The organism is Nocardia sp. NPDC046763, assembly GCF_040645495.1.
GTDB lineage: Bacteria > Actinomycetota > Actinomycetes > Mycobacteriales > Mycobacteriaceae > Nocardia.
Map to the genome: position 1 here is coordinate 121,790 of NZ_JBEYYI010000019.1, position 14,173 is coordinate 135,962.

The window sequence follows — 14,173 nt, forward strand, 5'->3', positions numbered from 1 at the left end:
ATATATCCAGCTCAGTGCCGGATTCGCACGATTCGGGCCGTAGGCTCCTGTCCATGACGATCGCCGAAAAACCCGACCGCAGGGAAGCGCCGCTGGTGCTCGACACCGAGCCGCCGCGCACACTGGGTTTCACGGATCAGGCGGCGTTCTGGCTCAATCTCGGCGTCAGTCTCATCGGCTTCAGCGGCGCCGCGTACGTGCTCTTCCCTACCGGGAACCCCCCGCTCCCGCTGGCCGGGGCGCTGCTGGCGACCGTCGTGGGCACCGTGGTCGGCGCGGCCATGGTGGCCGGACCGGGCGCGGTCGGGGCCCGCACCGGCGCGCCGGCCATGGCGGTGCTGCGCGGCCTGTTCGGGACGCGGCTGTCGTATCTGCCGACGGTCGCCAATATCGTGCAGTGCATCGGCTGGGGTGTGTACGAGCTGACCGTCATCGCGCTCGGCGTCTCGGCGCTCACCCACGACCGGGTGCCGCACTGGGTGGTCATCATCGCGGCGGGTACGCTGTCCACCACCATGGCGATCTGGCCGCTGGCCGCGGTGCGGGCGCTCCGCAAGTACGTCTCGGTGGCGGTGGCCATCGCCATGCTCTACTTCACGATTCAGCTGCTGCGGCAACCTGTTCCGGCGCAGCACGACACCAGCTGGAGCGGGTTCTGGCCCGCCGTCGACACCACCCTGGCCGTATCCATCTCGTTCGTGCCGCTGGCCGCCGACTACACCCGGCACTCCCGCTCGGCGAAGACCGCCGCCGGGGCCACCGTGGCCGGCTACTCGATCGCCCAGGTGTGGTGCTACCTGCTGGGCATCATCGCCATCCTGCAGGCGGGCGGCAATGCCGACCACGTTTTCGACTCCTTCCTGGGTGTGACCGCGGGCTGGGTCTTCTTCGCGGTACTGGTGCTGCGCGAATCGGACCAGTCCTTCGCCAATGTGTATTCGACGGCCATGTCCATCCAGAACCTGCTGCCACGGGTGGATCGGCGACTGTTGGCCGGACTCGTCGGTATGGCGGTGACCCTGCTGGCGCTGCCGGTGCGCGACTTCAGCAGCTACGCGAATTTCCTCTACCTGATCGGCTCGGTCTTCGTGCCGCTGTGCGCGGTGCTCATCGTCGACTACTTCCTCGGCCAGGGCCGCCGCGACTGGAATCTGGCGCAGAACGCACCCGCCCGGCCGCTCATGCTGCTGCCGTGGGCCTTCGGCTTCGTGGTGTACCAGCTGTTCAATCCCGGCTCCATCAGCTGGTGGGCGACATTCTGGGCCCGGGCGCAGGACGCGCTCGGCGTCCATCCGGGTTGGTGGTCCTCGGCCTCGCTCTACTCGTTTCTGGCGGCCGCGGCGGTGACCGCGCTCCTGGTGCGGGTCCGGCGGGGATGACCGACGGCCGCGTCTACGGCATGGGTTTCGACCCGCTGGTCGAACCCGATTGGCCCGCACTGACTTCCGCCGAGGTGGACGCGGTGCTGGGCACGGACGCGGCAATCGTGTGGCGCAGCCCGAGACCACTGTCGGCGACCGCCCGGGTACGCCCGTCGGACGGGCGCGACCTCATCGTCAAACGCCTCCCCCGGGCGCTGCGCGACGCCGCCGCGCTCGGCGAGGAGTACCGCTTCATGGATCACCTTCGCTCGCAAGGCATTCCGGTGCCCCGCGTACTGCACACGGTCGACCTGGGCGATTTCGCCTACGAGGTCCAGGAATCGGGTGACGGGCGAGACGAGTACGAGGGCGTCTTCTCCTGGACGCCGTACCGCTCCCTCGACGGGGCGGCCGCGGCCGGGCGCCTGCTGGCCCGCCTGCACGTGGCCGCCGCGGGATACGAGGCGCCACGCCGCCCGCCGAGGCCGCTACTGGCAAGCTTCACCATCTTCGCCTCCGCCGATCCCCTTGCGGCCGTGGCGCATCGGGCCGCGGAACGCCCGGCCATCGGCAAATTCCTCGTCGAACGCGACTGGCGGGCCGACCTTGAACGCGTCCACCTCCCGGCCCACGAACGTCTCGGGCCCCTGCTCGCGGACCTGGAACCGCTGTGGACACACAATGATTGGCACGGCACGAACCTGCTCTGGCGCGACCGCGACATCACCTCCGTCATCGACTTCGGCCTGTGCGACCGCACCACCGCCGTCCACGATCTCGCCACCGCCATCGAACGCAGTGCCGTGGACTGGATTTCGATCCGCGACGGCGGACCGGCGAAGGTGCGATTCGACCAGGTGCGCGTCCTGCTCCAGGGCTACGAATCGGTGCGGCCGCTGACCGCCGCCGAACGGCTCGCCCTCCCGGCGTTGCTCCCCCTCGTACATTGCGAGTACGAACTGTCCGAGATCGACTACTTCCTCGGCGTCGTCCCCGGCGGCAATGCGAAGAACGCCGAAATCGCCTACGACGAGTATTTTCTCGGCCATACCGCATGGTGGACGGAATCCGGCGCGGGCCGCGAACTGCTGTCCGCAATCCGCGGAATGACACGCGTCACCGAATAGTGGCGGCGAACACAATTCCACGGATCTCGAATGGGGCAGCGGGACTTGATTCCGCGACCGCGATCGGATAGAACTTGTTCCGTTGCCATCGGCAACGCGAATCGTTCTGCACGCCATCTGAGTTCAGCGTGCCCCGGGGGTCGGGAGGACAGGAAAAATCATGCGTCGCACCATTCGTAATTTGGGTTGTAAGGCAATCGTCGCGGCACTGCCGCTGGCCGTCGCCGCTACTTTCGCAAGCGCGGGAACGGCTTCCGCCACCGCTCCGGCCGACGCCGTACAGTCGGCCCCGGTCGGGCAGATGGTCCCGGCTCCGGTCGCGGCCGCCATTGCCCAGACCATCGCGCCGGAGGCGGTCTCCGTCGCTCCGGAGGCCGCGCAGCCGGTCACCCCGGATGTCGAGCAGCCCGCTGCGCCCGAGGTCGCGCAGCCGGCGGCCGAGATCTCGCAGCCACAGGACATCGCCACCGATCCGAACGCCAAGAACCACGATCCGATGGCCAATGCCGCGGTGGTGGGCGCGGGTGTCGGGGCCGTGATCGGCGCCGCCATCTGCGCCGTCACCGTGATCGGCATTCCGCTCATCCCGCTGTGCGCGCTCGGCCCGGCCCTTCAGGGCGCCCTGATCGGGCTGCTCGTGGGCGCGGTCGACCCGGATGCCATTCCGCAGGTCCTGCCCTGATCCTTCGGGGATAAATACACCGGAACCCCATCCCGAAACTCGGGATGGGGTTCTTGTCGCATCGAATTCGATGATCGGCAGCGGTTATCGATGACAGATACGGTGACCTATTCGGTTACCGACATGGCTACCGATGCGCGCGGGGATCCGCGAGCAGGTATTGCGCGGCGGCGTATGTGCCGAGAATGACGCCCTCACTGATCCGGCGCGACTTCTCACCGCGCGCGAAAATACGCCGGAGCACGATCAATCCGTCGGACAGCGTGAACAACAACGCACCCACACCCAATCGGCTGCGTGGGTCCGCATTCGGAATGTTGACGCCCGCAAAATTCTTCGCGTCCGGGGCCAGTTCCGGATCGGACGCCAGCGTGGCCGCCGTGCCGAGGGTCGCGCCATAGGCGGTGAGCGGCACCGCGATCGCCGGGGCCTTGAACCGCATCAGCGTCGCCGCGCCCAGCCACGCCGCCAGGCGCGGAGCCACGATCTGCGCGCGCGGCCGGCCGCCGCGCCGGAACCACAACCACGAGTACCCGGTCTGCATGACCGCGAAAGACGAAGCGCCGGCTATCAATCGGCGATCGTCATCGGGGTCGATGAGCAGCACGTCGCCGATCGTGGCCGCGGCCAGTGACCCGAGCAGCACCGTGCGATCGGTGCGATGCAGGGATGCGCCGTTCACCGCCACATCGGCCGCCAGCAGCGGCATCAGCAAAGGCTTTGCGGCCCACTGCAATTTCTCGCGGCCGGTGACGGCGCCGAACACCGTCACGGCCGCCGCGCCGACGAACGCCGCGCGGAACGGGCGGGCCATCAGAAGCTGGGTTCCGCCGGCGCGGGCGGCAGCACCGCGACCTGACCGGCGTAGGACAGACCCGCACCGAAGCCGAGCAGCAGCGCCAGCTGACCGCCCTTGGCCTTGCCGGTCACCAGCATCTCCTCCATGGCCAGCGGAATCGAGGCCGCGGAGGTGTTGCCGGTGTTCTCGATGTCATTGGCCATCGGGATGTCGTCGGCGAGCCCGAGGTTCTTCTTCATGAGCTCGTTGATGCGGGCATTGGCCTGGTGCGGGATGAACACCTCGATGTCCTCCTTGTGCACGCCGGACTGCTCGATTGCACTCGACAGCGCGCGCGGCAGGGTGACCGCGGCCCAGCGGAAGACCTTGGGGCCCTCCATGTGCAGCGACATGCGGCCCACCGGCTCGACGGCCGGGTCGGTGCCCTGCAGCCGCTGCGCCTTGTTCATGAACTCCAGGAAATCGACGTCCTGCGAGATGGCCTCGGCGTTCTCGCCGTCGGAGCCCCACACGGTCGGCGAGATGCCGTTCTCCTCGCTGGGCCCGACTACGACCGCGCCCGCGCCGTCGCCGAAGATCATGGCGGTGCCGCGATCCTTCGGGTCCAGGCCAACGGTCATCGTCTCCGCGCCGATCACCAGGATGTATTCGGCCGAGCCGGAGCGGATCATGTCGGTGGCGACACCCAGGCCGTAACCGAACCCGCCGCAGCCGGAGGTCAGGTCGAAGGCCGGGATGCCGTTCATGCCGAGGTCGGCGGCGACGCTCGGCGCACCGTGCGGGGTCAGCTTGAGCCAGCTGGAGGTGCAGAGGAGGAGCGCGCCGATCTTGGATCGGTCGATGTCGGTGTTGTTCAGCGCCCGGTTGCCCGCGGCCACCGCCATGGTGCGCAGCGTCTCGTCACCGGAGATCCAGCGCCGGTTGCGGATGCCGGTGCGCTCGAAGATCCACTCGGGGGTGGAGTCCAGGATCTCGCACACTTCGGCGTTGCTGACCAAGCGCTGGGGCCGGTAGGCGCCGATGCCGAGCATCGCAACATTTTGATGACCCTTGTTGATTGCAATGCTCACCACTGGTGACTCACACGACCCTTCGCAACACCTTTGTCGGACGTAAGACCAGCAACAGGCTAACCCAGGGCAAGGGTTCAGCCCAGAGCAAAGCCTTGTTAACCCTTCAGTAAGGACCTAAGTCCTCACCCCAGGGCGAGGTCCTTCAGACCCAGGATCGATCGATACTCCAGACCCTCGGCCGCGATGATGTCGTCGGCGCCGGTCTCGCGGTCCACCACGGTGGCCACACCGACCACGATGGCGCCCGCCTCACGCAGCGCGCGCACCGCGGTGAGCGGGGAGTTTCCGGTCGTGGTGGTGTCCTCGACCACCAGCACCCGCTTGCCCACGATGTCCGGGCCCTCGATCTGACGCTGCATGCCGTGCGTCTTGGCGGCCTTGCGGACCACGAAGGCGTCGATGGCCCGGCCGGGCGCATGCATGACCGCGGCCGCCACCGGGTCCGCGCCCATGGTGAGCCCGCCCACCGCGTCGAAGTCCCAGTCCGCCACGAGTTCGCGCAGTAGCTTGCCGATGAGCGGGGCCGCCTCGTGGTGCAGGGTGGCGCGGCGCAGGTCCACGTAGTAGTCGGCTTCCTTACCCGAGGACAGGGTCACCCGGCCGTGCACCACGGCGAGGTCGCGCACCAGAGCCGCGAGTCTGTCCCGGTCGGTGGTCGTTACCTGCATTGCTTTCTCTATGTCCTTCCGCGTGCGTTGAACAGGCCCCGGTTAAGGCGGGTCACCAGGGATCGTGGGATGAACCCGGCGATCGCGACGATCGCTTTGTACTGCATTCCGGGCACGCTGATCACCCGGTCTCTCTCCAGATCATGCAGCGAACCCGCCACCACCTCGTCCACGCTCAACCACAACGGTCGCGGTAGCGAGGCCATGTCGATTCCGGCCCGCTCATGGAATTCGGTGCGGACGAATCCCGGGCACAAGGCCTGCACCCGGACTCCGGTTCCGGCCAGCCCGCCGGCCAGCCCCTGCGAAAAGGATACGACGTACGCCTTGGAGGCCGAATAGGTCGAACCCCGTCCGGGTATCAGGCCCGCGGTACTGGCCACATTGACCACCGTGCCCTTCGCCGCGTGCAGCATGGGCGGCAGGGCCGCCCGAGTCAGCTGTACGACAGCGGTGACGTTCACATCCAGTTGCTGCTGCAGGGCGTCCGGTTCCAGCGTCCAGAACTCGCCCGACATGCCGAATCCCGCGTTGTTGACCAGGAATTCGACGCCCTGCGCCAGGCGTTCGGCCACCCGGTCGAGGTCGGCGGAGCGGCCCAGGTCCGCGGGCAGTGTCTCGGCTCGCGCGCCGAAACGCACCCGCACATCGTGTGCCAGCGCGGCCAGCCGATCCTCATCCCGCGCCACCAGCACCAGGTCGTAGCCGAGCGCGGCGAGCCGGGTGGCGTACGCCTTGCCGATGCCGGAGGTCGGCCCCGTGATCAACGCCACCGGGCGGTGCGCACCCGGCAGGCGCGGGGCGCCCGCCGGACGATCAGGGGAACTCTCGGTCATCGGCGGCCCATCACTCGCACGACTTGGGAGCGGTCGGCAATGACCGGAACTGCGCCCCCATTCTGATCCCTGGCCGACCCACACGCGGCGAATTCGCGCAGACACCACGTGGCTGCGGCGTGCCGCGCGGGGACACGGCCGGGGTGGGTCACCTCGGTGCGGGTCCCTGGTAGGGGCGGAACCCCGGATGGAACGGGCCGCCGGGCGGGGCACTGCGGCCCTGGTCCTTGCGCCAGCCCTCCTCGGGCTCGCGGTCGGACTCGGGTTCGTCGCGCCAATCCTCGGATTCCGGTTCCGCCCAACGGTCTTCGTCCCCGTCGTACCGGTCCGACTCCTCCCCCTCGGGGGCGGGCGGCCAGTTGCGGCGCGGGCGGTTGCGCGGGTCCGGCACGACTTTCAGTGCGGGACGCCAGTTTTCGGGCTCGTCGTCCGGTTCGCTCGCGCCGGCGATATCGCTCACCAGTGGGGACTCGTAGTCGTCGGCCTCCTCGGCACGCGGGCGGGCCGGACGGTCCTGGCCGCGGGGGCGATCGCGGTCGTCGTCGCCGAAGTCACCGAATTCGTCGTGACCGTCGTAGTCGTCGTCCTCGGGAACCGGGTGCGAGCGACCGGGTTCGGGGAGTTCGTCGCGGCCGCGCTCGGTATTGATGACCGGCGGCAGCACGTGCAGCAGGCCCGACAGCCGCAGCACCGCGTCGATGGCCATCTCCCAGTCCTTGGCCACGGCCCCGACCGGCACCATGCCCAGGGTCCAGTTGCCCTCGGACCACAGCTGCTGCACGATGTCGGGCAGCGACTCGATGAACGCCACCATGCGCTGATCCACCGCGTGCCGGGCGATGTCCGGGTTGGTGGCGAAGACCACCCGGTCGCCGATGGCGCCGAGCAGCTCCAGATCGTGATCCTTCGGCGGCGCCGCGGTTTTCAGCCGCAGGTCGATATCGATGTCCGAGCCGATCTGCCGGCGCACCGCGACCAGGGTGGCGGCGTCCTCCAGGTCGAAGAGCACGAACTTCTCACCCTTGCGATTGCCCGACACCACGTCCACCGCGGACAGATAGCCGAGCTTGGCCAGGGCGCCGCGCCGCCAGGTGGAGGCGAGCGTGGGCTCCACCGAAACATAGGTGTAGCCCTGGGATTTCGCCCAGACCTGTCGCACGTGCCCGGTGCGCTGCCGCTGCAGCCGATCGAAATAGAGCAGCACGATCGCACCCACGAGCGCGATCGCCGCCAGCCCGAACCATATTGCCGTCATCGCCGCCTACCCTATCCACACTGTGTCCAATTTGCCCTCCGCTTCGCTCCGGGCGGGTTCGCGGCCGTGTTCAATTTGCCCTCCGCTTCGCTCCGGGCGGGTTCGCGGCGCTGGAGGTCTCGTTCTTCCCTCCTACGCTCCTCCGCTTCGCTCCCCCGCTTCGTCAGTCCAGAACGAGACGCGCCGCGAACCTTTGGGGCTTGGCACTCGCCAACAGGTCGAGAGTTCATCGGGTTCCGCTCGGCATCGAGGTGCTGATGATCAGCTTCGCCTGGATGGATCCGTCGGCATTCTTGTCGCCCTCGACCATGATCACCTCGCCGACCGGCAAGTCCGAAACCTTGGTGCTGCCCAGGGAAATCACCTGCGTCTTGCCGTCGGTCTTCACGGTCGCCGTGCCACCGGACAGGGTGGTGATGGTGAGGGTGGAACCGTCGTTGTTCGAGATGGTCCCCATGTTCGCACCCAGCTGGTCCAGATCACCCAGGCCCGGGATGGTGGGAATGCCGCTGGGCAGGGGTAGGGCCGAGGAGTTGCTCGGCGCCGGGTACCCGGAGGTCCTGACGCCGCTGGGCGCGGCCGCGCTGTTCGACGAATCGTTGTTCGACAGCAGGGTTCCCGCGACGCCGACGATGGCGACCACGATGACTGCGGCGATGGCCAGCGCGATCCACAGGGTGGTCCGGCGGGGCGGCAGGGGCGGGACCGGATTCCGCGGGAAGCCCGCGGGCTGATATCCACCGGTCGGCATCCCCGGACCACCCGGGTAACCGGGCCCGCCCACGGCGGGCGGATACCCGGGCGCGCCGTAGCTGCTCGTCGGGGTGTACCCCGGCTGACCCGGGTAGACGGCGGTCGGCTCGTAGCCGCCGCCGTTCTCGTATCCACCCCACTGCGCTTCCGCCGGCGGCAGCACGCGGGTGGCCTCGGGCCCGGGCGGCTGCCCGAAATAATCGACCGGACCGGCGGGTATGGCCTCGGTGGGTCCGTAGCCGACGGCGCTATCCGAGGGGTAGCCGCCCGGCGCGGCCTGCTCGGCGGGCCCCTCCCCCGGGCCCGGTTCCGGCGGCCGCGACCACGGATCGCTCGGATTAGTCATGGCCTCCAGGGTAGGCGGCTGTGTTTAATTTGCCTCCGCTTCGCTTCGGCGGTTCGCGGCCCTCGTGACCCCGGCCTTCCCTCCTCCGCTTCGCTCCTTCGCTCCAAGGCGGAGGTCTATCAAGCCGCAGTCCAGGCCGGGGCGGGCCGCGAACTTTGTCCGATTCGACTCACCAGCGATTGCCCTCGCCGTGGACAGATGAGACGCCGCCCCGAGACTTCTGTCTCGGGGCTGCGCAATCCGCTGGGTCAACGGCCGACAATGAGGGTGTCGCCATCGGGGGTGACGTTGACCTTCACCGTGTCGCCGTCCTGCACCTCGCCGGCCAGCAGCTCCTTGGCGAGCGAGTCGCCGATGGCCTGCTGGATGAGGCGGCGCAGCGGGCGCGCGCCGTAGGCCGGGTCGTAGCCGCGCACGGCCAGCCAGAAGCGGGCCGAGTCGGACACGTCCAGCTTCAGGCGGCGCTGGGACAGGCGCTTCTGCAGCTGGTTCAGCTGGATGTCGACGATCCGCTCCAGCTGTTCCTCGTCGAGCGCGTGGAACATGACCACGTCGTCGAGCCGGTTCAGGAACTCCGGCTTGAAGGCGCGGCGCACCGCGTTCATGACCGAATCCTTGTCACCGCCCGCACCCAGATTGGAGGTCAGGATGAGGATGGTGTTGCGGAAGTCGACCGTGCGGCCCTGACTGTCGGTCAGCCGGCCCTCGTCGAGCACCTGCAGCAGGATGTCGAAGACGTCCGGGTGGGCCTTCTCGATCTCGTCGAACAGCACCACCGTGTACGGGCGTCGCCGCACGGCCTCGGTGAGCTGGCCGCCCTGGTCGTAGCCGACGTATCCCGGGGGCGCACCGACCAGGCGGGCCACCGAGTGCTTCTCGCTGTACTCGCTCATGTCGATGCGGACCATGGCGCGCTCGTCGTCGAACAGGAAGTCCGCCAACGCCTTCGCGAGTTCGGTCTTACCGACACCGGTCGGGCCCACGAACATGAACGAACCGGTGGGCCGGTTGGGGTCGGCGACCCCGGCCCGGGCGCGGCGCACGGCATCCGAAACCGCTTGCACGGCTTCCGGTTGCCCGACCACCCGGTTGCCCAGTTCGTCCTCCATGCGCAGCAGCTTCTGGGTCTCGCCCTCCATCATCTTGCCCACGGGGACACCGGTCCACGACGACACCACCTCGGCGATATCGTCCGGCCCGACCTCCTCCTTGAGCATGACGTCACCATCGGCGGCGGTCTTCGCCTTGGACTCGGCCTCGGCGAGTTCCTTCTCCAGCTTGGGGATTCGCCCGTACCTGAGTTCGGCGGCCTTGTTGTAGTCGCCGTCGCGCTCGGCCCGCTCGGATTCGCCCTTGAGCGACTCCAGCTCCTCCTTGAGCACGCTCACCGCGTCGATGGCCTGCTTCTCGTTCTGCCAGCGGGTCATCAGCTGGTTGAGCTTCTCGCGGTCGTCGGCGAGCTCCTGGCGCAGCTTCTCCAGCCGCTGCTTGGACGCCTCGTCGGTCTCCTTGGCCAGCGCCACCTCTTCGATCTCGAGGCGCCGCACGACGCGCTCGATCTCGTCGATTTCCACCGGGCGCGAATCGATTTCCATGCGCAGCCGCGAGGCCGACTCGTCGACCAGGTCGATGGCCTTGTCCGGCAAGAACCGGGAGGTGATGTAGCGGTCGGACAGGGTCGCCGCGGCCACCAGCGCGGAGTCGGTGATCCGCACGTGGTGGTGGTTCTCGTAGCGCTCCTTGAGCCCGCGCAGGATGCCGACGGTGTCCTCCACCGATGGCTCGCCGACCAGCACCTGCTGGAAGCGGCGTTCCAGGGCCGCGTCCTTCTCGATGTGCTGGCGGTACTCGTCGAGGGTGGTCGCGCCGACCAGCCGCAGCTCACCGCGGGCCAGCATGGGCTTGATCATATTGCCCGCGTCCATGGCGGATTCGCCGGTCGCGCCCGCGCCCACGATGGTGTGCAGCTCGTCTATGAACGTGATGATCTGTCCGGCAGAGGATTTGATCTCCTCCAGCACAGCCTTCAACCGCTCCTCGAACTCACCGCGGTACTTGGCGCCCGCCACCATCGCGCCCAGATCGAGCGAGATGAGCTTCTTGCCGCGCAGCGATTCCGGGACGTCGCCGGCGATGATGCGCTGGGCCAGACCCTCCACGATGGCGGTCTTGCCGACGCCGGGCTCACCGATCAGCACCGGGTTGTTCTTGGTGCGACGGCTCAAAACCTGTACGACACGGCGGATTTCGGTATCGCGGCCGATGACCGGGTCCAGCTTGCCCTCGCGGGCGGCGGCGGTCAGGTCGGTGGAGTACTTCTCCAGCGCCTGGTACGAGCCCTCCGGATCCGGCGAGGTGACACGGGCGTTGCCGCGCACGGCGGTGAAGGCCTCGCGCAGGGCGTCGGCGGTCGCGCCGTACTTCAGCAGCAATTGCTGAACATCGGAGTCGCCGACGGCCAGGCCGTAGACCAGGTGCTCGGTGGAGACGTATTCGTCGCCCAGCTCGGTGGCCAGCCGCTGCGCGGAGCTGAGCGCCGCGATGGCTTCCCGTCCGAGGTTGGGGGTGGTGGTGGCGCCGGTGGCCCGGGGCAGCCGGTCCACGATCTCCTGGGCCTCACGTCGCACCGTCGCCGAGTCGACCGCGACGGCCTTGAGCAGCGGTGCGGCGATGCCGTCGGTCTGATCCAGCAACGCCACCAGCAAGTGCGCCGGACGGATTTCCGGGTTTCCGGCGACGGCGGCCGCCTGTTGGGCGGCGGTCAGGGCCGCCTGGGTCTTGGTGGTGGGATTGAACGAGTCCACTGTCACCTTCCTACTTGTCGTTGCTCTCTACAACGCGGTAGAAGTTGAGTCTGTTCCGCTCAAGTCTGACCAGTTTTCGACGCCAGGTCCAGCGTCCGAGACCGGTTCCTACGCTACGCGTACGATGACTCCGTTCGTTGACGCATCACACCAGCTCATCCATCCCGGTTTCCGAATGAATGGAGCAGCAATGCGCGCGATCGTCGTCCGTGAATTCGGTGGCCGCCCCGAGCCCGCCGACGTGCCCACCCCCGAGGCCGGACCAGGCCAGGTCCTGATCCAGCTCGAGGCCGCCGGGGTCAACCCGCTCGACCAGCGGATCATCGACGGCTTCCTGGACGGCCAACTGCCACACGACTTTCCGCTGATCCCGGGCACCGACGGCGCGGGCACGATCACCGCGGTGGGCGCGGGGGTGAACGACTTCGAGATCGGGGAGCGGGTGGTCGGGAAGTTCTTGACCCCGCCGATCGGGCACGGCACCTTCGCCGAGTACATCGTGGTGCCGCACGACGGCGCCCTCGCCAAGCTGCCGGACGAGGTCACCGCCATTCGCGCCGCCGCCCTGCCGACCGCGGGCATCACGGCCCTGGACCTCATGCGCGCCGCCGGGGTCACCCGCGACCAGAAGGTGCTGGTCGTGGGCGCCTCGGGTGGTGTCGGGTCCTACCTGGTACAGCTCGCGGCGCTCGTGGGCGCGCATGTCATCGCCACCGCCCGCCCCGACGACACCGATCGCATGATCCGGCTGGGCGCGACCGAGGTGGTGAACTACGGCCGGATCACCGTCACCGACTCCCCCACCCGCGCCGCGGGCTCGGAGCTGTCGGTCGCGGATTCGGTGCGGATCACCGATCCCGGCGGTATCGACGTGCTGTTCGATCTGGTCAGCCCACCGCCGGTTTTCGCCGACAACGCGAGCCTGGTCAAGCCCGGCGGTTCCGCCTATTCGACCATCTGGTCCGCCGACGAGGCGGAGCTGCAGGCCCGTGGCGTGCACGGCGGCAACTTCCAATCCCACGGCGGCGCAGCCGAATTGCGCGAGCTGCTGCGACTGGTCGGCGACGGCGACCTGATGGTCCCGATCAGCGCCATGCCGCCCCTGGCCGAGGCCCCCGAGGTGATCGGCGCACCCGGCGCACGCGGCAAGATCGTCCTGGTGATCTGAACTCCGGGTTACGGAAATCGATCGGGCTCCGGCTATACCCGTGCGACCACCGGGTTTTAAGGGATACTTGACGCGGAGGGCCGCCTGGCAGCAGGCGTTCCGGGGCAGCAGCACAGGAAGGAAAGCTCGACGTCGTGGATGCGCGTTCGGCAGCGCTGGTCCGCGCAAACTTTCGGACAGTCGTCGAGGCCCCCAGCGGGCCGGAACGGCTGATCAGCGCGTTCTACGGTCATCTTTTCGCAGAAATTCCCGCCCTGCGGGAACTGTTCCCCCCCGCCATGGACATGCAGCCGAAACGGTTGGTCACGGCCATCTCGTTCGTGCTCGACAATCTGGAAGACTGGGATCGCGCGCAACGCTTCCTGGAGCAACTCGCGCGCGACCATCGCAAGTACGGGGTGGAGGCGGCGCACTACGACATCGCCGGGCGCGCCCTGCTCCACGCCTTCCGCAGCTACAACGGCACCGCGAACTGGAGCCGGCAGCTGGAGGCGGGCTGGCGCGACATCACCATCCTGATCTCGGCGTCCATGGCCATCGGCGCCAATTCTGATAAGTCGCAACCGTATTGGGAGGCGACGGTGGTCGGGCACCGGCGGGTGGTGGACGATCTGGCCATCGTCCGGCTGCAGACCGACACCCCTATCCCCTATCAGGCCGGGCAGTACGTGCCGGTGGCCATTCCGCAGCGGCCCAAGATGTGGCGCTACCTGTCGCCGGCCATCCCCACCAATCCGTACGGCGAGATCGAGTTCCACGTGCGGAAGGTGCGCACCGGCTGGGTGAGCCCGGGCATCGTGAACGAGACCCAGGTCGGCGACCGGTGGATGATCGCCGCTCCGCTGGGCGGTCTGCACGTGGATCTGAGCCGCCGCAAGGACGTGCTCATGATCGGGTCCGGCACCGGCATCGCCCCGCTGCGGGCACAGCTCATCGAGATGGGCCGGCGCGGCATCAATCCGCGCGTGCACCTGTTCATGGGCGGGCGATACCCGTGTGATCTCTACGACGTGGAGAACATGTGGCAGCTCTCGCAATCCAATCCGTGGCTCACGGTGGTCCCGGTGTGTGAGAACGAGACCAACCCGTGGTGGCACCCCTATCCGCCGGCCGAGACGCCGTTCGGCATGCACCGGCGGCTGATCGGCAATCTGGGCGCGGTAGTGGCCAGCTTCGGCGCCTGGGCCGATCGCCAGATCCAGATCGCCGGCTCGGCCCGCATGATCGCCGACACCCGGCGCGCTCTGCTCGCGGTGGGCACGCCGATGTCGGCGATAAGCTCGGATCCGGTGTAGTGCACG

Annotated in this window: 12 protein-coding genes; 5 read left to right on the plus strand and 7 right to left on the minus strand. The window is 68.3% G+C overall.

Translation table 11 applies throughout. The features are described from left to right. Positions 1–53 precede the first annotated feature (53 nt). From ABZ909_RS27990 to ABZ909_RS28000, 3 genes are all read left to right on the plus strand, one after another. Positions 54–1,379, plus strand: a complete 1,326-nt coding sequence (locus ABZ909_RS27990; RefSeq protein WP_357005034.1) for a cytosine permease — start codon at positions 54–56, stop codon at positions 1,377–1,379. Next, on the plus strand, positions 1,376–2,488 hold the full coding sequence (locus ABZ909_RS27995) for a phosphotransferase (RefSeq protein ID WP_357005037.1): 1,113 nt from the start codon (positions 1,376–1,378) through the stop codon (positions 2,486–2,488). Before ABZ909_RS27990 ends, ABZ909_RS27995 begins: the two co-directional genes overlap by 4 nt. Before the next feature lie 181 nt (positions 2,489–2,669). Next, complete coding sequence (locus tag ABZ909_RS28000; protein WP_357005041.1) at positions 2,670–3,170, plus strand: hypothetical protein; 501 nt, start codon at positions 2,670–2,672, stop codon at positions 3,168–3,170. A 127-nt stretch (positions 3,171–3,297) separates the two neighbouring features. Here the strand turns inward: ABZ909_RS28000 and ABZ909_RS28005 are convergent, their stop codons facing one another. From ABZ909_RS28005 to clpB, 7 genes are all read right to left on the minus strand, one after another. Further along, complete coding sequence (locus tag ABZ909_RS28005) at positions 3,298–3,984, minus strand: lysoplasmalogenase (protein WP_357005043.1); 687 nt, start codon at positions 3,982–3,984, stop codon at positions 3,298–3,300. Further along, the gene (locus ABZ909_RS28010; protein ID WP_357005046.1) at positions 3,984–5,042 is read right to left on the minus strand and encodes a beta-ketoacyl-ACP synthase 3; all 1,059 of its coding nucleotides are present in this window, start codon (positions 5,040–5,042) and stop codon (positions 3,984–3,986) included. The genes ABZ909_RS28005 and ABZ909_RS28010 overlap by 1 nt, the downstream gene beginning before the upstream one ends. Positions 5,043–5,164: 122 nt before the next feature. After that, positions 5,165–5,710 carry an orotate phosphoribosyltransferase gene (gene pyrE, locus ABZ909_RS28015; RefSeq protein ID WP_354843337.1) on the minus strand — a complete coding sequence of 182 codons (546 nt, stop codon included), beginning with the start codon at positions 5,708–5,710 and terminating at the stop codon, positions 5,165–5,167. A gap of 8 nt (positions 5,711–5,718) precedes the next feature. Beyond that, positions 5,719–6,546, minus strand: coding sequence for an SDR family oxidoreductase (locus tag ABZ909_RS28020; RefSeq protein WP_357005049.1), 828 nt, complete (start codon positions 6,544–6,546; stop codon positions 5,719–5,721). A gap of 148 nt (positions 6,547–6,694) precedes the next feature. Next, entirely contained in the window at positions 6,695–7,801 is a 1,107-nt protein-coding gene (locus ABZ909_RS28025; RefSeq protein WP_357005052.1) for a hypothetical protein, read from the minus strand. 226 nt (positions 7,802–8,027) lie between these two features. Beyond that, complete coding sequence (locus ABZ909_RS28030) at positions 8,028–8,900, minus strand: DUF5666 domain-containing protein (RefSeq protein ID WP_357005054.1); 873 nt, start codon at positions 8,898–8,900, stop codon at positions 8,028–8,030. 248 nt (positions 8,901–9,148) lie between these two features. Further along, on the minus strand, positions 9,149–11,704 hold the full coding sequence (clpB, locus tag ABZ909_RS28035) for an ATP-dependent chaperone ClpB (RefSeq protein WP_357005057.1): 2,556 nt from the start codon (positions 11,702–11,704) through the stop codon (positions 9,149–9,151). Positions 11,705–11,894: 190 nt separating this feature from the next. Here clpB and ABZ909_RS28040 point away from each other — a divergent pair, with 190 nt between their 5' ends. Both ABZ909_RS28040 and ABZ909_RS28045 read left to right on the plus strand, forming a co-directional pair. Beyond that, complete coding sequence (locus tag ABZ909_RS28040) at positions 11,895–12,872, plus strand: NADP-dependent oxidoreductase (protein WP_357005060.1); 978 nt, start codon at positions 11,895–11,897, stop codon at positions 12,870–12,872. A 134-nt stretch (positions 12,873–13,006) separates the two neighbouring features. Then, positions 13,007–14,167 carry an FAD-binding oxidoreductase gene (locus tag ABZ909_RS28045; protein WP_357005063.1) on the plus strand — a complete coding sequence of 387 codons (1,161 nt, stop codon included), beginning with the start codon at positions 13,007–13,009 and terminating at the stop codon, positions 14,165–14,167. Positions 14,168–14,173: the final 6 nt, after the last annotated feature.